The sequence below is a fragment of the Streptomyces sp. NBC_00414 genome (assembly GCF_036038375.1).
Classification (GTDB): Bacteria; Actinomycetota; Actinomycetes; order Streptomycetales; family Streptomycetaceae; genus Streptomyces.
The window spans coordinates 5,435,732-5,454,883 of record NZ_CP107935.1 but is presented as its reverse complement, the minus strand read 5'-3'; the positions used below and the strand labels follow the sequence as shown (position 1 = coordinate 5,454,883).

Here is a 19,152-nt window from a genome sequence, read left to right as displayed (position 1 = left end):
GGTGCGGGCCCCAGCTCGCTGCATTCCAGGGGATTCGCGACCCGCTCTTCGGGGTCCTCCGTCCAAGCTCCGGATGAAAATCCTTCGGAGCCACCCGCACGGAACGACCGACCCCGTCCCAGGAAACGCGCCAAGCGCTCCGGCGAGGCCTCCCGCGAATATTCCCCGCCGCTTCGATTTACCAATCGATTCGGCTACCCATTACTTCGGCTCGTTCTTGCAATTCTCTGCGCTGTTCGTTTTCCGCGGGAATTCCTTGATACGCGCCATGTCAAGGAAGGTTCCACGTGAACCGTATGCGCACGAACGACCGCTACTCCCGTACCCGCAGCGCCGGAAGTCCGAGCGCCGGCCGCAGCGGTGGCGGTAGCCGCTCCAGCGCCCCGCGCCGTCCCGACAGCAGCTACGGTCGCCGACAGAGCTCGCCCCAGGGCGAGTTCGCGCTGCCGAAGACGGTCACCCCGGCCCTGCCCGCCGTCGAGGCGTTCGCCGATCTCGACATGCCGTCGCAGCTGCTGGACGCGCTCGGCCACGAGGGTGTGACCGTGCCGTTCCCGATCCAGGGCGCGACGCTGCCGAACTCCCTCGCGGGCCGTGACGTACTCGGCCGCGGCCGCACCGGCTCGGGCAAGACCCTCGCCTTCGGCCTCGCCCTCCTCGCCCGCACGGCGGGCCTGCGCGCCGAGCCGAGGCAGCCGCTGGCCCTCGTCCTCGTACCCACCCGCGAGCTGGCCCAGCAGGTCACCGACGCGCTCACCCCGTACGCCCGCTCCCTGCGGCTGCGGCTGACCACCGTGGTCGGCGGCATGTCGATCGGCAAGCAGGCCGGTGCGCTGCGCGCCGGCGCCGAGGTCGTCGTCGCGACCCCGGGCCGCCTCAAGGACCTCATCGACCGTGGTGACTGCCGCCTGAACCAGGTCGCCATCACCGTCCTCGACGAGGCCGACCAGATGACCGACATGGGCTTCATGCCGCAGGTCACCGCGCTGCTCGACCAGGTGCGCCCCGAAGGCCAGCGGATGCTGTTCTCGGCCACGCTGGACCGCAACGTCGACCTGCTGGTGCGCCGCTACCTGACCGACCCCGTGGTCCACTCCGTCGACCCTTCCGCGGGCGCGGTCACCACCATGGAGCACCACGTCCTGCACGTGCACGGCGCGGACAAGCAGCGGACGACCACCGAGATCGCGGCCCGCGAAGGCCGCGTGATCATGTTCCTGGACACCAAGCACGCGGTGGACCGGCTGACCGACCACCTGCTGAGCAGCGGGGTGCGGGCCGCGGCCCTGCACGGCGGCAAGTCCCAGCCGCAGCGCACGCGGACCCTGTCCCGCTTCAAGTCCGGGCATGTGACGGTGCTGGTGGCGACCAACGTCGCGGCCCGCGGGATCCACGTCGACAACCTCGACCTCGTGGTGAACGTCGACCCGCCCACCGACCACAAGGACTACCTCCACCGCGGCGGCCGTACGGCCCGCGCGGGAGAGTCCGGCAGCGTCGTCACGCTGGTGACCCCCAACCAGCGCCGCGACATGAGCCGCCTGATGGCCGCCGCGGGCATCAACCCGCAGACCACCCAGGTCCGCTCGGGCGAAGCCGAACTGAACCGCATCACCGGCGCCCAGGCCCCCTCGGGCGTCCCGGTCACCATCACGGCGCCCGCCTCCGAGCGTCCCCGGCGCAGCACCTCCTCGGCACCGTCCGCGGCCTCCCGCGGCCGGCGCGGCCGTGGCAGCCGGAGCCGCTCCACCGGTGACGCGGCCCGCCGTCCGGCCCCGCGCTCGTCCGCCGTCGACGCGGCTGCCTAGTCCGGTCCCGTAAGGCCGGACGGCCCACCCGCCGTCCGGCCTTTCGCGCCCGACCCGGCCGGTGACCGCGACGGTGCCCGGAGCCGGTCCCGCGACGCGGTTGCGGCAGCCCGCCGCCCCGTACGTCGCCACCGGCGAGTACCGTCCATGGACCGGCCTCGTACGGACCGGACACGCTCGCCCGGTCAGGCCGCTCCACCCGTCCCACCCCCGCCCCCGCCCGGGCCGGCCCCCTCCGGCCCCCGTTCTCCCTCTCTGTGACTGTGAGGCATCATGCGCTGTGTCATCGCCCGGTTCCCGTTCGACCTCACCAAGAGCGGGGTGCTGGACTCGATGAAGGGCGTCAAGCCCGAGGCCATCACTGGTGAGTCCGTACTCATCGGCCGCCGCCAGTACCCCGTCAAGCAGGTCGGCGAGATCATCACCCGCCAGGACCGCCGCGACTTCACCGGCGGAGAGGTCACCCGGGCCATGGCGCGCCTCGGCTTCACCTGCCGCAGCGTCCAGGAGCCCACGCCCGCCGCGCCGCGCGTCCTGACCCCGCTCCAGAACGCGTCCGCGATGCTCGGCGACCCCGAGCCCGCCGTGGCCATGCCCGCGCCGGTGGCCGTGCCCGCCGACACGACGGCCGACGTGCCGGCCGACGCGGACGCCGCCGTCGCCCGCTGACACAGGGAACAGCCACCGGTACCCGGTACCGCGGTGCACGTCGAAGGGCCCTGCCGACATCTGTCGGCAGGGCCCTTCGACGTTCCTCGGTGTTTCAGGGGTGGGCGTCTCAGTGGTCGGAGTAGCTGAAGTCGCCCACGGTCCAGGCGCTGACGTCCGTGATCGCGACGCGGTACATCCCTCCCGTGTCGGGGATTCCGACGTTGCCCTGCAGGATCCGGGCGAGATGGAAGTGCAGATGCGTGGGTGGCTCGCCATGGTCGGCGCGGTCCTGTGGCCGGTCCGCGATGAAGACGCCGGAGAACGGGCCGAGATGGTCCGAGTCCTTCAGCACCTCCGAGACCCGCTCCCGCCACACGGCTTCGGGAGCGAGTCTGCCGGTGATGACAGCACCACCGGCAACCACGGTCAGCGACATCCGATTGCTCTGCCCGGACTCCACCAGGGCTGAGATACCGACGAGCAGTTCGTCAGGGTTCGACATGGGAGCCGATTCTATCCAGCGGTCACTCCTGCCCACCTCCCGTAGAGATGACACCAAAATACCTGGGGCTCATGCCGACCAAAATCTATCTTTGCCAGAGTAGACATTGGCGTTGCACGTGGCTAAGGTTTCTCTCGTAGACGAGGTCGAGCAAGACCCGGCAGACACGAACTGGCGGGTGGACGTACCAGAGAAGTACCAGAAGTTCGCAGGTCAGAGCGGTTGTGGAGTGTCGAAGCCACGTGGTTCGCAGGACGGTGACGGGACTGACAGCCGCGCTGGGTGGCTCGCAGGCCGAGGAGCCGCCGACGCATCACCACTGATCCAGAAGAAGGTTCGAGAAGAAGGTTCGAGAAGACTCGAAGAAAGACGGAAGGAGCAGACGCCATCAGGATCGCCCGGCCGAGAACGTTCGGACGGGTACCGCTAGGCCCCGGATTGGAAGGTGGTCCCCGGTCACGCAACCACGGTCCCCGCACTCCCTGCCCTCTCCCGGGCCGGGCGGCGGAAACAGAAGGTCGGCGCGACAGTAGCGCCGGCAGATGGTGTTCAATTTCCTTCGGGGCCCTGGTGCCGTACGGCACCAGGGCCCCTCGACGCGTTGCAGAACGAGGTGACATGACAGCAGACAGTCCGCTGGGCGATCGACTGGACGACGACGACTACCCCGCCTACACGATGGGCCGGGCGGCCGAGATGCTCGGCACCACTCCGGGTTTCCTCCGGGCCATCGGTGAGGCCCGGCTCATCACTCCGCTGCGCTCCGAGGGCGGGCACCGGCGCTACTCCCGCTACCAGCTCCGGATCGCCGCTCGCGCGCGCGAGCTGGTCGACCGGGGCACCCCGGTCGATGCCGCCTGCCGCATCGTCATCCTTGAGGACCAGCTTGAGGAAGCGCAGCGCATCAACGCCGAGTACCGTCGCGCCTCGGGCGCGCCGGAGAGTCCGGGTACTTCCTGACCCGGACCGACCCGGACCCGGCCTGGACCTGTCCCGACCCCGAGCGGCCGCGTGGCCGCGTGGCTGATGTGGACATGGACCCGCGGGTGCTCCGTGGCTGGTCGCGCCCCGTGACGAAGCCGCCGATGCCACAGCCCCGCGCCCCTGAGCGGTGAGGGCTGGGCGCGATGTCCGGATGCGCACGGCATTGCCCTCGAGCCCCCGGGGAATCCGTGCAGGAGCGTCACACAGGCTGCACACAGTGCCTCGCAGGCCTCGTTAGCGTGACTGGCCAACCGTCCCCACGTACCCACGTACGACCATCACCGGGCAGGGACCCGGCGGGGCGACGATCCAGTCAACTCAGGAAGACGCTGATGGACTACTGCTCCTCGTGTCGTCGGCATCTCAACGGCGCCCTGGTGTGTCCCGGGTGCGGCGCCTACGCCCCCGACATCGCTCCGGTCACCGTCAGCCGTCACACCGTCCAGCCCCGGGTCACCATGGCCTCCTCGGGCACCTCGGCATGGCAACCCGCCGCCCCCGCCCCGTGGCACGAAGGCCGTCCGCACGAAGGCCGTCCGCACGATGCCTCGTCGGCCGGGACGAGCCCGGACGGGACCACGGGGGCCGACCCGTACGGCGAGGACGGCTTCGAGGGAGCGACGCCCGCACCGCAGGGCCGGGCCGCACGGCGTCGCCAGCGCGTCCGATGGAAGAAGAACCAGCGCCGAGCCGTCGTCGCGACCGCCGTCGCGCTCGTCGGCGGCGGCCTGACCTTCACCGCCCTGGACCGGCTCTCGGCCGACCGGGCGGAGGCCGCCTCGGCTCCGGAGGCCGCCGGACTGGGCACGGACACGGGCTCCGCCACGGACTCCGCCGAGGACGAGGCACAGCAGGGCACCCGCCCGTCGTCGACACGGCCCGACGCCCGGCGGTCCTCGACGGCCGCGTCCACGCAGGTCCCCGCGAGCGGCCGGTCGGCCGGGCGGGCCGCCGTCGCCCCGAGCTCCGCCGCGCCGCGGGGCACCCGGCCGGACGCCGTTCCGTCACCGGACACGGCATCGGCGTCCGACCGGCGGTCCCGGAGCGCGTCCTCGGCATCTTCCTCGTCGTCGGCCTCGTCCTCGTCCTCCCAGGACACGGGCGGCACCGCGTCGCAGCAGCCGTCGGCCCCCGCCGCCGGCGACGGGACGGGCGCCTCGGACGGTACGAGCGGCTCGGGCGCCTCCGACCCGGGCACGTCACCGGCGAGCCCCGCGCCGACAGCGACCTCGCCCTCGCAGCTCTGTCTGCTCGTGGTCTGCATCGGCTGACGTACACCGCGTGCGCCGGCCGACCGGCCCGTCGGCGAACCCGGCACCGGCCGGGTCGCACGGGCCCCGGTGACGGAGTAGACATGGGGGCATGAGCGACCGCAGCGCACCCGGCGGGCACCAGGGGCCAGGCTTCAGGTCGGACATCGACTTCGCGGAGGTCTTCCAGTCCCTGCCCAGCCCCGTGCTGCTGCTCACCCCCGGCCTGGTGATGCTCGACGCCAACCGGGCCTACGTGCAGGTCGCCGGGCGCGGCCTCGACGAGCTGCTCGGCCGTTCGATCTTCGACGTGTTCCCCGACAGCCCGGCCGTCGGGAGCGAGGACGCCCGGAGCGAGCACGCCCCGGGCAACGGCGCCAGGACGCTGCGGGCATCGCTCGAACGGGTCCTCGACACCGGCGAGCGGGACACCATGGCCCTGCAGAAGTACGACGTCGAGGTGCCCGGCAGACCCGGTGTGTTCGAGGAGCGTTACTGGAGCCCGGTCAACATCCCGGTCCTCGACACCGACGGCCGGGTGTCGCTCGTCGTCCACCGCGTCGAGGAGGTCACGCAGCTGGTACGCGCCCGGCAGGCCGCCGCCGACCCGGGCAACCCCCTCGCCACGCTCAGCCGCGCGGACACCATGACGGCCGACCTGCTCACCCGTTCCCAGGAACTGCAGGAACTCAACGAGCGGTTGCGCGAGGCCCACGCCCGGTCGCACGAGGTCGCCGTCACCCTCCAGCGCGCCATGCTGCCCGGCACCGCGCTGCCCGGACACTCCTTCGCCGCCGTGCGCTACCGGCCCGCGGCCAGTTTCCTCAACGTCTGCGGCGACTGGTACGACCTGATCGACCTGGACGCGGGCCGGCTGGCCACCGCGGTCGGGGACGTGGTCGGGCACGGTCTGGAGGCGGCCGGTGTCATGGGGCAGCTGCGCAGCGCGCTGAGCGCCGCGATCCGTGCCACCGGCCGGCCCGCCGCCGCGCTCACGACACTCGCCCAGCACGCGCGCACCGTCGAGGGCGCGCTCGCCACGAGTGTCGTCCAGGCCGTGGTCGACCGCGTCGCGCACACCGTCACGTACAGCTGCGCCGGTCATCCGCCGCCGCTTCTCGCACACGTCGACGGGAGCGTCGAGATCCTCGACATGGCCACCGACCCGCCGCTGGGCGCGTGCGACGAACTCATGTCCCGGGGCGAGACGACCGTGGGCTACGCGCCGGGCGCGACGCTCGTGCTCTACACCGACGGGCTGATCGAGCGCCGTGGTGAGGACATCGACGCCGGGCTGCGGCGCCTGGCCGACAGCGTCGAACAACACCACGTACTCGATCCCGAGGACCTCGCCGACGCCGTCCTGGCCGACCTTCTGCCCTCGTCGAGACTCGGTCCTGACGACGACACGGCGCTCGTGGTGATCCGCCTGTGACGCCGGCAACCGTCGATGTGACGGTCGCCGCCGGTGTCGTGCCCACCGGCGGCGACCGTACCGCCCTTCCGCGCCGCCCCCCGGCAGCGGTTCCAGGGCATGTGATCCCTCGTCGGGTCGCGGCGGCACGCGGGAGTGCACCGCTGGCGGGTCCGCAAGGGACATGTGGACAGAGGCCCGCTCGCGAGGAAGCGGCGGGAAGGGAGTTCGCCCGGCGTTCTCGATCGCCTCGTTCTGGCACCCGGGATCAGGGGGCTGATGCACCCGGGGGCCGGGGGCGCGAGGGAAGCCGCGACACGGCTTCGACATGGTCGGCGGGCTCTGCTCCGGGCGAGCCCCGCTCGTGAATCTGTTCAGAGCGTAGGCGAGACCGGCGGCTGTGCACAGCCCCGTGAACCGTCGGCCGTCGGCGACGCCGCCACGGCCGCGCAACCCCGGGAACGGACGTTCCACAGCTCTCCCCGCCCCACTCCCGCCCCCCTTTGCCCGTCCGCGTGACCGTACCGACGACGCGCTCCCGTACGACGGATCATCACCGGCCGCTGCCGAGACACCATTTACCCCGGCGGCTCCTGCTGTGATGATGCCGAGTCCGGGGATACCCGTCCCGCGGCCGGGGGGAGGCCCGTATGGCAGAGGTGTACTTGCGCAGACTGTCCCGGTGGCAGGCGGAGCAACAGCGGGACGCCGTCGCGGACGTGCACGTCAGGGCGTACCGGGGCGCGGTCGGGGAGGAGCACCGCGACCGCCAGGGCTTCCTGGACCGGCTCGAACAGCATGTGCAGCACACCGGCTTCGACATGGTGGTCGCCGACACGGCAGGGACGGTCGGCTGCGCGTACGGGTACCGGGTGCCGCGCTCCGGTGAGTGGTGGTCGGACTTCCAGGGCGAGTTGCCCGCCGACATCGAGGAACTCACCGCCTCGGGCCGTGCTTTCCTGCTCGCCGAACTGATGGTGCTGCCGGCCCACCGCCGGCGCGGCATCGCCACGCGCATGGTCGAGCGGCTGCTGATCCGGCTCGACGCCGATCTGCTCGTCGCGGCCCCGGACCGGCCCGTCGACGGCCACAGCGGTGGCGGCGGCGGTGGCGGCGGTATCGGCGATCCGCGGAGCGCCGCGGCGGAGGCGTTCCGTGCCTGGGGATGGTCGAGGTTCGGTGTCCTCGGTGCGCACGCCGCCCCGGGCTTCGCCTTCGGTGTCCCTCCCGGCCGGGACACGGTGGCCCGCGAGGTCTGGATCCGCAGACCCCTGCGGTGACCTCACCCGTCCGCGGCACCCGCCCGGTCTCCGTCGCAAGGGTTTCCCGGGCGCCGCGGCACAGGTCAGACCGCTGCCGGGGACGGTCCGACCAGCTCCGACAGGACGTCCTCCATCGTGACGAAGCCGAGGACGTTGCCCGCCTCGCCGGTGACCGCCGCGAGGTGACTGCCCGTGGCCCGCAGCGCGGTGAGCGTGTCGTCGAGCGGGGTGTCGATGCGGACGCGCGTCACCGGATGCAGGGCGCTCCGGGGGAAGGGCCGGTCGCGGTCGGTGACGCCGAGGGTGTCCTTGATGTGGAGGTAGCCGAGCAGCGTGCCGTCCCCGCCGGTCACGGGGAAGCGGGAGAAGCCGGCCTCGGCCGCCGCCCGTTCCAGCCGGGCCGGGGTCACGGTGTCGTCGACCGTGCGCATCCGCTGGGCCGGGACGAGGATCTCGCCGACCGGGCGGGTGCCCAGCTCCAGGGCGTCGCGCAGCCGTTCGCCGTCGGCGGCCGTCAGGAGTCCGGCCTCGCTGGAGTCGACGACCATCCGGGCGAGCTGGTCGTCCGTGAAGGCGGACTCCACCTCGTCCTTGGCCTCGACGCGCAGCAGTTTCAGCAGGGCGTTGGCGAAGGCGTTGATGCCGAAGATGAACGGCCTCAGGGCACGGGTGAGGGCCACCAGCGCCGGGCCGAGGAGCAGCGCGGTCTGCGCGGGCGCGGCGAGCGCGATGTTCTTCGGCACCATCTCGCCGAACAGCATGTGCAGATACGTGGCCACGGTGAGCGCGATCACGAAGGCGATCGGGTGCACGAGACCGTGCGGGATGTGCGCCGCCTCGAAGGCGGGCTCCAGCAGGTGCGCGATGGCCGGTTCGGCGACCGCGCCCAGCACCAGCGACGAGACGGTGATGCCGAGTTGGGCGGTCGCCATCATCGCCGAGATGTGCCGCAGGCCCCACAGGGTCATCCGGGCCCGCTTGTTGCCCTCCTGGGCCAGTGGCTCGATCTGGCTGCGGCGCACGGAGATCAGGGCGAACTCCGCGCCGACGAAGAACGCGTTGGTCAGCAGCGTCAGGGCGCCGATGAGCAGTTGGACGGTGGTGGACGTGTTCATCGGGACTCCCACGCGCTCTGACCGGCCGGCCTGCCCACGGGTCTGCCGTCCGGCTCCCCGGGCGGCTCGGCGGCCGGTTCGGTGATGCGGACGCGGTCGGCCCGGTGGTGCTCCACGTCGAGGACGTCCAGCCGCCAGCCGTCCAGGTCGAGGACGTCGCCCTCGGCCGGGATGCGGGCGAGCCGGGTGGCGACCAGGCCCGCGACCGTCTCGTACGGTCCGTCCGGCGCGCGCAGGCCTATCCCGGCCAGCTCGTCCAGCCGTACGCCGCCGTCCGCCTCCCAGGCCGCGCGGCCGTCCGCCGTGGCGGGGGCGGGCAGCAGGTCGGGGACCTCGACGGGGTCGTGCTCGTCGCGGACCTCGCCGACGACCTCCTCCACGATGTCCTCCACCGTGGCCACACCGGCCGTGCCGCCGTACTCGTCGATGACGACGGCCATCGTGCGGGCCGTGCGCATGCGCTCCAGGAGCCGGTCGGCGGGCAGGCTGTCCGGCACCAGCAGCGGGGCCGTGGCCAGCTCGGTCACGGGTGTCACGGCCCGCTTGTCCGGCTCCAGGGCGAGTACGTCGCGGATGTGGACCGTGCCGACGACCTCGTCCAGGCTGTCGCGGTAGACGGGGAAGCGGGACAGGCCGGTCGCGTGCGTGAGGTTGGCGGCGTCGGTGGCCGTGGCGTGCGCCTCCAGCGCCTTCACGTCGACCCGGGGCGTCATCACGTTCTGGGCGGTCAGCTCGCCCAGGTGCAGCGTACGGACGAACAGTTCGGCGGAGTCCGGCTCCAGGGCGCCCTGCGCGGCCGAGTGCTGGGCCAGCGCGACGAGTTCCTCGGGGCCGCGCGCGGAGGCCAGCTCCTCGGCGGGCTCCAGGCCGAAGCGGCGCACGAAGCGGTTCGCGGTGTTGTTGAGGTGCCGGATGAACGGGCCGAACGCGGCCGTGAAGCCGCGCTGCGGGCCCGCGACCACCTTCGCGACGGCCAGCGGGCGGGAGATCGCCCAGTTCTTCGGCACCAGCTCGCCGACCACCATCAGGACGACGGTGGAGACCACCACGCCCAGCAGCGTCGCCGTCGTCGAGGCCGCGCCGCCCAGGCCCACGGCCTTGAGCGGTCCCTCCAGGAGCACGGCCAGTGACGGTTCGGCGAGCATGCCGATCACCAGGGAGGTGACGGTGATGCCCAGCTGGGCGCCGGACAGCTGGAACGTCAGCTTCCGTACGGCCTTCAGCGCCCCGTCCGCGCCCCGCTCGCCCGCTTCGGCCGCCCGCTCCAGATCACCGCGCTCGACGGTGGTCAGCGAGAACTCGGCCGCCACGAACACCGCGCAGGCGAGGGTGAGCGACAGGGCGAGCACCAGCAGCAGGATCTCGGTCACCGTGCCACCCCCGCTCCCGTACGCATGCGTCCCGGGCCGGAAGAGGCACGGCTGGTACTGGGAGGTTCACCCATGGTGGTCCCGCTGCTCCTTGGTCGTCGTCGCGGGTCGTCGGTCACCCGCGCGTTCCACTCAGTGTAAAGGAATCGCAAAGTGACTCGTCCAGAGGTGACGGCCGCGAGTGGCGCAGCTCACGTTCGCCGCAGGTGGGGGCGTGGACGTGGGGCGGGGGCACCCGGCTCCGGGGCGACCGGCCCCCTTAACCTCTACATGAACGTAGAGCACGACCCGGCACGACCCGAAACGACCACCCGCACATGAAGGAGTGGACCCCTCAATGGTGTTCAAACGGCTGCTCGGATCACTCGGCGTGGGCGGCCCCACGGTGGACACGGTCCTGAGCCCGGACCCGGCCCTGCCCGGCGGGACCCTGTCGGGCGAGATCCGGCTCAGGGGCGGCAGCTCGGACGTCGACATCGAGCACATCACGCTGGAACTGGTCGCGGGCGTCGAGGCCGAACACGCGGAGGGGGAGAGCGAGAGCGCGGTCGTCTTCGACCGGTTCACCGTCGGCGGCGGCTTCCGGCTCACCGAGGGCGAGGAGCGGACCGTCCCGTTCGGCATCACGCTCCCGTGGGAGACCCCGGTCACCGAGCTGTACGGGCAGGAGCTGGGCATCGCCCTCGGCCTGCGTACCGAGCTCTCGGTGGCGGGCGCGCGGGACAAGGGCGACCTGGACCGGCTGAACGTGGCGCCCCGGCCCGCGCAGGAGGCGATCCTGGAGGCGTTCGGGCAGCTCGGCTTCGGCTTCAGGTCCGCGGACCTGGAACTGGGCCGGATCGGCGGCACGGGCCAGCAGCTCCCCTTCTACCAGGAGCTCGAACTCACCCCGTCGCCCCGGTACGCCCACGCGGTCAACGAGATCGAGCTGACCTTCCTCGCCTCCCCCGCCGGCATGGAGGTGGTCCTGGAGGCCGACAAGCGCGGCGGCCTCCTCCCCTCGGGTGACGACACACTCACCCGGTTCACCGTCGCCCACGAGGGGGTCGCCCACCAGGACTGGAACGCCGTGGTCGATGGCTGGGTCCGGGAGCTGGTCGAGCACCGGGAGTCGTACGATCCCGACGCCGCGTACGGACACGACCGGCACGAGGTGCACGAGCGGTCGGTTCCCGGCATCGGCGCGGGGGTCGCCATGGGCGCGGCGGGGCTCGCCGTCGGTGTCGCCGGCGGCCTGGTGGCGGCCGAAGTGGTGGACGAGGTGGGCGACTCCCTCGAAGGGGACGAGGAGAACGAGGAGCAGGAAGAGGAGTAGGCGCGGAAGGAGGCGGCGGCGCAGGAGGAGGGCTGACGGTCCCTCACCCGCGCGGCCGACTCCGGCCGACTCCGGCCGACTCCGGGCGGGCGGCTCTCAGTCGCCTCTCTCCGCGTCGGGGTGGGCCAGCAGTTCGCGCAGCAGCCGCTCGTCGTCCGGCTCCAGGGACGTCACGAAACTGGCCAGCACGGCCTCCCGGTCCCGCTCACCGTCCAGCACCCTGCGCATCCGGCGCGCGGCCAGCCCCGCCTCGTCCGACGCCGGCGTCCACACGAAGGACCGGCCGATCCGCTCCCGGGTCACCGCACCCTTGGCCAGCAACCGGGTCAGGATCGTGATCACCGTCGTATAGGCGAGGTCACCACCGAGCCACTCCTGCACCCGGCCCGCCGTCGCGGGACCCTCCGCCGCGCGCAGGGCCGACAGGACCTGCGCCTCCAGCTCGCCCTGCCCCCGCCGCGGGGGGCGCTGCCGCCGGTCCGTCACGTCCTGTCTCCTTCCTTATTTTCTACAGTGCTGTAGATTCTGCCCCACAAGGTACGTTCGCACCAATAAGGAGATCGGCGTGGGAGTTTCCCTTTCCAAAGGCGGCAATGTCTCGCTCAGCAAGGAGGCACCCGGCCTGACCGCCGTACTGGTCGGCCTCGGCTGGGACGTGCGGACCACGACGGGCACCGACTACGACCTCGACGCGTCCGCGCTGCTGGTCGACGAGTCGGGCAAGGTCCTGTCCGACCAGCACTTCATCTTCTACAACAACCTCAAGAGCCCGGACGGTTCGGTCGAGCACACCGGTGACAACCTCACCGGTGAGGGCGAGGGCGACGACGAGTCCGTCAAGGTGAACCTGGCCACCGTGCCCGCCGAGGTCGCGAAGATCGTCTTCCCGGTCTCCATTCATGACGCCGAGGCCCGCGGGCAGAGCTTCGGGCAGGTCCGGGGGGCCTTCATCCGCGTCGTCAACCAGGCCGGCGGCGCCGAGATCGCCCGCTACGACCTGTCCGAGGACGCGGCCACCGAGACGGCGATGGTCTTCGGCGAGCTGTACCGCCACGGCGCCGAGTGGAAGTTCCGCGCCGTGGGCCAGGGATACGCGTCCGGTCTGGCGGGGATCGCCTCGGACTTCGGCGTCGGCGTCTGACGGTCGCGCGGAGGAGGGGAGCGCCATGTTCGGGCTGAGTGAACTCGCCGTCATCCTGGTCGTCGTCATTGTCGGCCTGGCCGTGAAGAAGGGTCCTGAGCTGGTCCGTTCCGCGGGGAAGTCCGCGCGGATCCTCAAGGCCGAGAAGAGGGCGGGCTCCGAGGGGGGTGCTCCGCGGGTTGTTCAGGGCGAGGTGATCGACCCGGGCCGGCGGCCGACGGAGCCGCCACCCTCGTGACCGGGGGTCCCTCGGGGGTGGAGGCCCGATGGCGTCTGCGGGCCGCTCGCGCGGTTCCTCGCGCCCCTGGGGTGAGTAGGGGTGCCGCACACTCTCACCTGCGGGTGAGCGACTGCCGGCCGCGCAGTTCCCCGCGCCCCCAGGGTCAATGGGAGTACCGCACACTCCCACCTGCGGGTGAGCGGCTGCCAACCGCGCAGTTCCCCGCGTCCCTGGAAGCGGGGCTGCGCCCCTGGCCTTCAGCTTGGGCGGCACGAGAAAGCGCACGCCCAGCCCCCACCGCCCAAGGGGCGCGGGGAACTGCGCGCTCAGCCACAGGCGACCCGCGCCAGACACACGCCCGTACCCCCACCCACCCCCAGGGGCGCGGGGAACTGCGCGACCAGCCACAGGCAACCCGCACCCGACACCCACGGCACCCCCACCCACCCCAGGACCCCAGGCGACCCGCACGGGTCGTCGTGCCGGGGCGTTACTTGTCGGCGGGTGCGTCAGGGCTCGGGACCAGGTCCCGGTCCTGCGTCACCTCCGCCTCGCGCGAGGCCGCCCCCCGCCCAGCCCCCCGCCGCCCGGCCAACATCGTGGCCACCGGCTCCGTATAGCGCGCGGTGAGCGGACCCACGATGACCAGGATCAGCACATACGCCGTGGCCAGCGGCCCGAGCCGCGGCTCGATGCCGGACGTGACGGCCAGCCCGGCGATGACGATCGAGAACTCCCCGCGAGCCACCAGCGTGCCCCCGGCCCGCCACCGCCCCTTCGCGGAGATACCCGCCCGCTTGGCGGCCCAGTACCCCGTGGCGATCTTCGTCCCGGCGGTGACCAGCGCCAGCGCCAACGCGGGCAGCAGCACCGGCGGGATGCTCGCCGGATCGGTGTGCAGCCCGAAGAAGACGAAGAACACCGCGGCGAACAGGTCCCGCAGCGGCGACAGCAGCCCGTGCGCCCCCTCGGCCACCTCCCCCGACAGCGCGATGCCGACGAGGAACGCGCCCACGGCCGCCGACACCTGCAGCTGCTGGGCCACACCGGCGACCAGCAGGGTCAGTCCCAGCACCACGAGGAGCAGCTTCTCCGGGTCGTCGCTCGACACGAACCGGGAGATGTGGCGGCCGTACCGCACCGCGACGACGAGGACGAGTCCGGCGACCCCGAGCGCGATGGCGAGCGTGGCACTGCCCGCCGCAAGACCGGCACCGGCCAGCAGGGCGGTGATGATCGGCAGGTAGACCGCCATGGAGAGGTCTTCGAGGACCAGGATGCTCAGGATCACCGGAGTCTCACGGTTGCCGAGCCGCCCCAGGTCGCCGAGGACCTTGGCTATGACGCCGGAGGACGAGATCCAGGTGACTCCGGCGAGGACGACGGCGGCCACCGGCCCCCAGCCGAGCAGCAGCGCCATCGCGGCGCCGGGCAGGGCGTTCAGCGCGGCGTCCACCAGGCCCGCCGGGTACTGGGTCTTGAGGTTGGAGACCAGGTCGGTCGCCGTGTACTCCAGGCCGAGCATGAGCAGCAGCAGGATGACGCCGATCTCGGCGCCGATCGCGACGAACTCCTCACTGGTGCCCAGCGGCAGCAGCCCGCCCTCGCCGAAGGCCAGCCCGGCCAGCAGATAGAGGGGTATCGGGGAGAACTGGAAGCGTCCGGCGAACCGGCCGAGCAGCCCGAGACCGAGGATGATGGCACCGAACTCGATCAAGAAGACCGCGGATGAGTGCACGTGTCACTCCCTTCCGAGTATGGTCGCGGCCGACTCCACGCCCTCGCGGGTGCCGATCACGATCAGGGTGTCCCCGCCGGCCAGCCGGAAGTCCGGCGTCGGCGAGGGAATGGCCTCGGCCCGGCGCAGTACGGCGACGATCGACACACCGGTCTCGGTACGCATGCAGGTCTCGCCCAGCTGCCGTCCGTTCCAGTGCGAGACCGACGACAGCTCGATGCGCTCGGCCACCAGCCCCAGCTCGGTCGTGGACAGCAGGTTGGGACTGTGGTGGTCGGGATGCAGGGCGTCGATCAGCGCCGCGGACTCTCCTGCGGAGAGCCGGACGGACAGGGCGCAGGCGTCCGGGTCGTCCTTGCGGTACGCGCTCAGCGTCCGGCCGCCGTCGCGGTGCGCGACCACCGAGATGCGGCGTTGCTCGCGGGTCGTCAGGTCGTACCGCACCCCGATTCCCGGCAACGGCGTACTGCTCAGGCGTGGAGTGCCCATGACTGGTCCCCTGTCCGATGTCGATCCAAGTGTTCTTTCACCCTACGGCGCCCCGCGGACCGGGTTCGTCCACGGCCGGGCGGGCCCGTTCGCGCAGTTCCCCGCGCCCCTGAAGACGCGGGCCGGCGACCGTTCGCACGTGCGGGTCGTCCGTGGCTGGGCGCGCAGTTCCCCGCGCCCCCAAAGACACAAGGCTGGGGCGCAGCCCCGCCCTTTAGGGGCGCGGGGAACTGCGCGACCGGCCCCCACCGCCCCGCAGACAAAGCTCAGTCCGTCACTTCGACCTTGCCGTTGCCCTTGCCATCGCCCGGCGCAGCCGACGGCGCAGCCGACACCGCAGCCGACGGCGCCGTGATCCTGCGGAGCAGTTCAGGCAGGTCGACCCCGGTCGTGGAGTTGAGCAGCTCGACCCCCTGGGCGACATTGTCCGCGACCGTACGGGACAACTGACTCGCCCCGTCCGTCGAGATCACCGTCATCTTGTCGATCGCGCTGAGCGGCTCGGACGCCTTGGCGACAACCTGCGGCAGCACCTCGACGAGCATCTGCAGCACCGCCGCGTCGCCGTACTGCGAGAACGCGTCGGCCTTCAGCCGCATCGCCTCCGCCTCGGCGGCCCCCTTCGCCCCGATCGCGGCGGCCTCGGCCTCACCCTCGATGCGTACGGCGTCGGCGAGCGCCGCGCGGTGCGCCTTCTCGCCCTCACCGGTCAGCCTGGACCGCTGCGCGTCGGCCTCGGCCTGCTTGACCAGGGCGACCCTGCGGGCCTCGGCCTCCTGCTCGGCCTGGTAGCGGGCGGCGTCGGCGGGCTTGCGGACCTTGGTGTCCAGCTCGCGGTCGGTCAGCGCGGCCTGCCGCTGGGCGACCTTCTCCTGCTCGGCGAGGACCTCCTGGCTGCGGGCCGCCTGGGCCAGCGGACCGGCCGCCGCGGCCCGGGCCGCCGCCTCGTCCGTCTCGGCCTTGATCTCCGCCGTCTTGAGCGCGAACGTCCGCTGGGCGATCGCGATCTCCTCCTCGGCCTTCAGCCGGGCCTGCTCGGCGGCTCGCCGGGCCACCGCCTCCGCGATGTCGGCCTCCTGCTTGGCACGGGCGGCCTCGGGACGGCCGAGGTCCTCCAGGTAGGAGCCCTCGGTGGTGATGTCCTGGATCTGGAAGGCGTCGAGCACCAGGCCCTGCCCCGACAGGCTCGCCTCGGCCTCCTCCGCGACCTGCCCGGCGAACGCGGCACGGTCCCGGATGATGTCCTCCACCGACATGCGGCCCACGATGGAGCGCAGCGCGCCGGAGAGCACTTCCTGGGTGAAGCCGACGATGCCGTTCTGCTGCATCAGGAACCGCTGGGCGGCGGCGCGGATGGAGTCCTCGGTGCCGCCGACCTTGACGATGGCGACACCTTCGAGGTTCGCCTTGACGCCGCGCAGGGTGACCGCGCCGCGCACCGAGATCGGGATGTGCCGGCTGGACAGGTCGAGGGTGAACTTCTGCTGGACGAACGGCACGACGAAGACACCGCCGCCGACCACGACCTTCTGGCCGCTGTTGTCGGTGACCACCCGGCCGGTGTCGGGGTCCGTGGACTTCTTGCCGCGCCGGCCGGTGACGATGAAGGCCTGGCTGGGCCCGGCCACCTTGTAGCGGGTGACGACGACGAGTGCGAGCAGGACGAGGAGTACGACGACTCCCACGACCGCGACAAGAACTGGACTCATGATGAATTCCCCCCGTGCCACCCCGGGGGCGGCATATGTGTATGGACCATGAAATTGGAGCTGCAAGCCAGGAGTCGGCGGGCAGGGGCTGTGAGGCCTGAACCGGAATCCGGCTTCAGCGCTGGACCGGGCGGACCGCCACCGACGTGGGCGACAGCGACTCCTCGACCCAGATCTCGGTGCCCCGGGCCACGGCCTCGGGACTCTTCGCCGCGAGTTTCAGCGGCTGGCCCGCGAGATACACGAGCACCTCGCCGTACCCCTGGGCCGGGATCGGGGTGACGACGGAGCCGGAGCTGCCGACGAGGTCGGTGCCGCGCGGTGTGGCGGACGGCTCGTCGCGCATCAGCGCCCGGCTGAACCGCCAGGTCAGCCAGCCCGCCGCGGCTCCGGCGCCGATCCCCACCCCGGTGGCGGCTCCGGCCCCGAGGCCGGTCGTGCCGAGCACCAGGGCGCCGCCGAAACCGAGCATCGACACGAACCCGGCGACGACCGGCAACGAGAGCAGTCCGTCGAAGAGCCCGTCCAGGAAGCCCGCCCCGCCGAACAGACCTTCCAGCACGCCGTCGAAGACCAGCGTCAGAAGCAGCAGCACGATTCCCGCGATGCCGAGACCAAGAAACAGAGTCATCCGGTCCACCTCCCCCGACGGTGCCGATCACCTCGATCAACCGGCATTCTGCCAGCTTCGTACGCGGCCGGACATTGCCGTGACTCGGCAGTCTTTACGCTTTCTTGATGCCGCTTCGGCACGGGAGCCCCGTCCGTAACGGTCCGGACGCGCCGCCCGGCATCGAGCGGGCGTGAAGACTGCCGGGATCCGGCAGTGCGGCGGGGCGCCTCCCCGGGGCACGATGGCCAGGCAGAAACGGGGGAGCCACGGGGGACGGACAGGGGCCCCGGTACCGGACACCGTCATCGGACGTCCGGCACCGGGGCCCCGCCCGTTTTCCTCCTCGCTGCCCCTCCTCCCTCTTCTCCCGGATCCCGGGAACCTCCACCGCGCCGAGAGAGCCGACGTCACCCATGCATCTGCCGTGTTCCGGCAGCGAGCCCGACCCTCGCCGCACAGCACACCTCGCACATGCGCTAAAAAGGCGTCGACGGCTCATCGAGGAAACGGGGGCGCGCATGGCGGGGCGGGACGTACCCGAGGAGTACCTGGACGGGTACGCGCGCATCCTCGCGGACGCCTCCGCGACCGGCCGCCGGCTGACCCGGGACGAACTCGACTCCCGGCGGGCGCTGGGCGAACGGGCCGCCGAGGCCGGGTTCGGACTGCGCGCCCTGGTCGGCGCCCACCTCACCGCCGCCCGCGTGCACTGGCCCGCCACCGCAGGGGAGAGCACCCTCGCCGCCGTCGAACAGGCCGTCGACGCCTTCGCCGAGGGCTACGAACGGGCCCAACTCCTCGCCGTACGGCAGGAGGAGGCCGCGCGCCGGGAGTTCATCGACGACCTGCTGCACGGCCGCAGCGACCTGGGCCTGCTCGCCGAACGCGCCGAACGCTTCGGACTGCGCCTCTCGCACGCGCACGCCGTCGCCGTGGCCCGCGGCAGGGCGGGTTACGACGAAGGGGACACCGTGCCCCGCGAGGTGGAGCGCGCGCTCATCGCCAGGTTCGGTGACCGCAGCATCCTCGTGACCACCAAGGACGGCCGCCTGGTGTGCATCGCCCCCGGCGACCAGGACGACGTGCTCTCGTTCTTCGCCAAGCAGGCGTACGCGGCCACCGACGGCGGGCAGGTCGCCATCGGCCGCTCCCAGCCCGGGCCCGGCGGGGTCGTCCAGTCCTACGAGGAGGCCCTGAACGCCCTCGACCTGGCGGAACGGCTGGAGTTCGACACACCCGTGCTGCGCTCCGCCGACCTGCTCGTCTACCCCGTACTCACCCGGGACCGGCAGGCCATGGCCGACCTGGTGGTGAGCGCGCTCGGTCCGCTGCGCGCGGCCCGCGGCGGCGCCGAACCGCTTCTCGGCACCCTCACCGCGTACTTCGACTCGGGCTGTGTGGCCGCGGAGGCCGCCCGGCGCCTGGCGCTGAGCGTCCGCGCGCTCACCTACCGGCTGGAACGGATCCACAAGCTGACCGGGGCGAACCCGGCGGACCCGGTGCACCGGTACACGCTGCAGACCGCGGTCATCGGGGCGCGGCTGCTGGACTGGCCGGAGAAGGACTTCTGA

At 72.1% G+C, this 19,152-nt stretch carries 17 protein-coding genes and 1 pseudogene; 10 read left to right on the top strand and 8 right to left on the bottom strand.

The window, feature by feature from the left end:
* Window positions 1–287 precede the first annotated feature (287 nt).
* Both OHS59_RS23655 and OHS59_RS23650 read left to right on the top strand, forming a co-directional pair.
* Window positions 288–1,808, top strand: coding sequence for a DEAD/DEAH box helicase (locus tag OHS59_RS23655; protein ID WP_328495406.1), 1,521 nt, complete (start codon window positions 288–290; stop codon window positions 1,806–1,808).
* 273 nt (window positions 1,809–2,081) lie between these two features.
* Window positions 2,082–2,393: pseudogene (locus tag OHS59_RS23650) on the top strand (SCO5918 family protein); the annotation flags it as partial.
* 193 nt (window positions 2,394–2,586) lie between these two features.
* Here OHS59_RS23650 and OHS59_RS23645 read toward each other — a convergent pair.
* On the bottom strand, window positions 2,587–2,961 hold the full coding sequence (locus OHS59_RS23645) for a hypothetical protein (RefSeq protein WP_328495404.1): 375 nt from the start codon (window positions 2,959–2,961) through the stop codon (window positions 2,587–2,589).
* 618 nt (window positions 2,962–3,579) lie between these two features.
* On the opposite strand from OHS59_RS23645, the gene OHS59_RS23640 reads away from it, so the two are divergent.
* The 4 genes from OHS59_RS23640 to OHS59_RS23625 all read left to right on the top strand — a co-directional run bounded on the left by OHS59_RS23640 (window position 3,580) and on the right by OHS59_RS23625 (window position 7,889).
* Window positions 3,580–3,921: a MerR family transcriptional regulator gene (locus OHS59_RS23640; protein ID WP_328495403.1), complete on the top strand. Its 342-nt coding sequence runs from the start codon at window positions 3,580–3,582 to the stop codon at window positions 3,919–3,921.
* Between the two features lie 356 nt (window positions 3,922–4,277).
* Window positions 4,278–5,216: an SCO2400 family protein gene (locus OHS59_RS23635; RefSeq protein ID WP_328495402.1), complete on the top strand. Its 939-nt coding sequence runs from the start codon at window positions 4,278–4,280 to the stop codon at window positions 5,214–5,216.
* A gap of 91 nt (window positions 5,217–5,307) precedes the next feature.
* Window positions 5,308–6,630 (top strand): PP2C family protein-serine/threonine phosphatase, encoded by a 1,323-nt coding sequence (locus OHS59_RS23630; protein ID WP_328495401.1) that lies wholly within the window; start codon window positions 5,308–5,310, stop codon window positions 6,628–6,630.
* Between the two features lie 629 nt (window positions 6,631–7,259).
* Window positions 7,260–7,889: a GNAT family N-acetyltransferase gene (locus OHS59_RS23625; protein WP_328495400.1), complete on the top strand. Its 630-nt coding sequence runs from the start codon at window positions 7,260–7,262 to the stop codon at window positions 7,887–7,889.
* A gap of 65 nt (window positions 7,890–7,954) precedes the next feature.
* On the opposite strand, the gene OHS59_RS23620 is transcribed toward OHS59_RS23625, so the two are convergent.
* Complete coding sequence (locus OHS59_RS23620; protein WP_328495399.1) at window positions 7,955–8,986, bottom strand: hemolysin family protein; 1,032 nt, start codon at window positions 8,984–8,986, stop codon at window positions 7,955–7,957.
* Complete coding sequence (locus OHS59_RS23615) at window positions 8,983–10,356, bottom strand: hemolysin family protein (protein ID WP_328495398.1); 1,374 nt, start codon at window positions 10,354–10,356, stop codon at window positions 8,983–8,985. Before OHS59_RS23615 ends, OHS59_RS23620 begins: the two co-directional genes overlap by 4 nt.
* Window positions 10,357–10,693: 337 nt before the next feature.
* Between OHS59_RS23615 and OHS59_RS23610 the strand changes: the two genes are divergently transcribed.
* On the top strand, window positions 10,694–11,671 hold the full coding sequence (locus OHS59_RS23610; RefSeq protein WP_328495397.1) for a sporulation protein: 978 nt from the start codon (window positions 10,694–10,696) through the stop codon (window positions 11,669–11,671).
* Window positions 11,672–11,767: 96 nt separating this feature from the next.
* Here OHS59_RS23610 and OHS59_RS23605 read toward each other — a convergent pair whose 3' ends face one another.
* Window positions 11,768–12,157, bottom strand: a complete 390-nt coding sequence (locus tag OHS59_RS23605; RefSeq protein ID WP_328495396.1) for a BlaI/MecI/CopY family transcriptional regulator — start codon at window positions 12,155–12,157, stop codon at window positions 11,768–11,770.
* Between the two features lie 79 nt (window positions 12,158–12,236).
* Here OHS59_RS23605 and OHS59_RS23600 point away from each other — a divergent pair, with 79 nt between their 5' ends.
* Together OHS59_RS23600 and OHS59_RS23595 are read left to right on the top strand one after the other, a co-directional pair.
* Complete coding sequence (locus OHS59_RS23600) at window positions 12,237–12,812, top strand: TerD family protein (RefSeq protein WP_107017966.1); 576 nt, start codon at window positions 12,237–12,239, stop codon at window positions 12,810–12,812.
* A 25-nt stretch (window positions 12,813–12,837) separates the two neighbouring features.
* Entirely contained in the window at window positions 12,838–13,050 is a 213-nt protein-coding gene (locus OHS59_RS23595; protein WP_328495395.1) for a twin-arginine translocase TatA/TatE family subunit, read from the top strand.
* Between the two features lie 472 nt (window positions 13,051–13,522).
* Here OHS59_RS23595 and OHS59_RS23590 read toward each other — a convergent pair whose 3' ends face one another.
* The 4 genes from OHS59_RS23590 to OHS59_RS23575 form a co-directional block, all read right to left on the bottom strand.
* Window positions 13,523–14,770 carry a cation:proton antiporter gene (locus OHS59_RS23590; RefSeq protein WP_328495394.1) on the bottom strand — a complete coding sequence of 416 codons (1,248 nt, stop codon included), beginning with the start codon at window positions 14,768–14,770 and terminating at the stop codon, window positions 13,523–13,525.
* Between the two features lie 3 nt (window positions 14,771–14,773).
* The gene (locus tag OHS59_RS23585) at window positions 14,774–15,259 is read right to left on the bottom strand and encodes a cation:proton antiporter regulatory subunit (protein WP_328495393.1); all 486 of its coding nucleotides are present in this window, start codon (window positions 15,257–15,259) and stop codon (window positions 14,774–14,776) included.
* A 266-nt stretch (window positions 15,260–15,525) separates the two neighbouring features.
* Window positions 15,526–16,968: a flotillin family protein gene (locus OHS59_RS23580; RefSeq protein ID WP_328495392.1), complete on the bottom strand. Its 1,443-nt coding sequence runs from the start codon at window positions 16,966–16,968 to the stop codon at window positions 15,526–15,528.
* A gap of 115 nt (window positions 16,969–17,083) precedes the next feature.
* Complete coding sequence (locus OHS59_RS23575; protein ID WP_328495391.1) at window positions 17,084–17,599, bottom strand: hypothetical protein; 516 nt, start codon at window positions 17,597–17,599, stop codon at window positions 17,084–17,086.
* 500 nt (window positions 17,600–18,099) lie between these two features.
* On the opposite strand from OHS59_RS23575, the gene OHS59_RS23570 reads away from it, so the two are divergent.
* Window positions 18,100–19,152: a PucR family transcriptional regulator gene (locus OHS59_RS23570; RefSeq protein WP_328495390.1), complete on the top strand. Its 1,053-nt coding sequence runs from the start codon at window positions 18,100–18,102 to the stop codon at window positions 19,150–19,152.

Bases quoted from the DNA above. Each gene is read 5' to 3' on its own strand.
- OHS59_RS23645 (WP_328495404.1), bottom strand. From the start codon at position 2,961: ATGTCGAACCCTGACGAACTGCTCGTCGGTATCTCAGCCCTGGTGGAG.
- OHS59_RS23640 (WP_328495403.1), top strand. From the start codon at position 3,580: ATGACAGCAGACAGTCCGCTGGGCGATCGACTGGACGACGACGACTAC.
- OHS59_RS23635 (WP_328495402.1), top strand. From the start codon at position 4,278: ATGGACTACTGCTCCTCGTGTCGTCGGCATCTCAACGGCGCCCTGGTG.
- OHS59_RS23630 (WP_328495401.1), top strand. From the start codon at position 5,308: ATGAGCGACCGCAGCGCACCCGGCGGGCACCAGGGGCCAGGCTTCAGG.
- OHS59_RS23625 (WP_328495400.1), top strand. From the start codon at position 7,260: ATGGCAGAGGTGTACTTGCGCAGACTGTCCCGGTGGCAGGCGGAGCAA.
- OHS59_RS23620 (WP_328495399.1), bottom strand. From the start codon at position 8,986: ATGAACACGTCCACCACCGTCCAACTGCTCATCGGCGCCCTGACGCTG.
- OHS59_RS23610 (WP_328495397.1), top strand. From the start codon at position 10,694: ATGGTGTTCAAACGGCTGCTCGGATCACTCGGCGTGGGCGGCCCCACG.
- OHS59_RS23595 (WP_328495395.1), top strand. From the start codon at position 12,838: ATGTTCGGGCTGAGTGAACTCGCCGTCATCCTGGTCGTCGTCATTGTC.
- OHS59_RS23585 (WP_328495393.1), bottom strand. From the start codon at position 15,259: ATGGGCACTCCACGCCTGAGCAGTACGCCGTTGCCGGGAATCGGGGTG.
- OHS59_RS23580 (WP_328495392.1), bottom strand. From the start codon at position 16,968: ATGAGTCCAGTTCTTGTCGCGGTCGTGGGAGTCGTCGTACTCCTCGTC.
- OHS59_RS23575 (WP_328495391.1), bottom strand. From the start codon at position 17,599: ATGACTCTGTTTCTTGGTCTCGGCATCGCGGGAATCGTGCTGCTGCTT.
- OHS59_RS23570 (WP_328495390.1), top strand. From the start codon at position 18,100: ATGGCGGGGCGGGACGTACCCGAGGAGTACCTGGACGGGTACGCGCGC.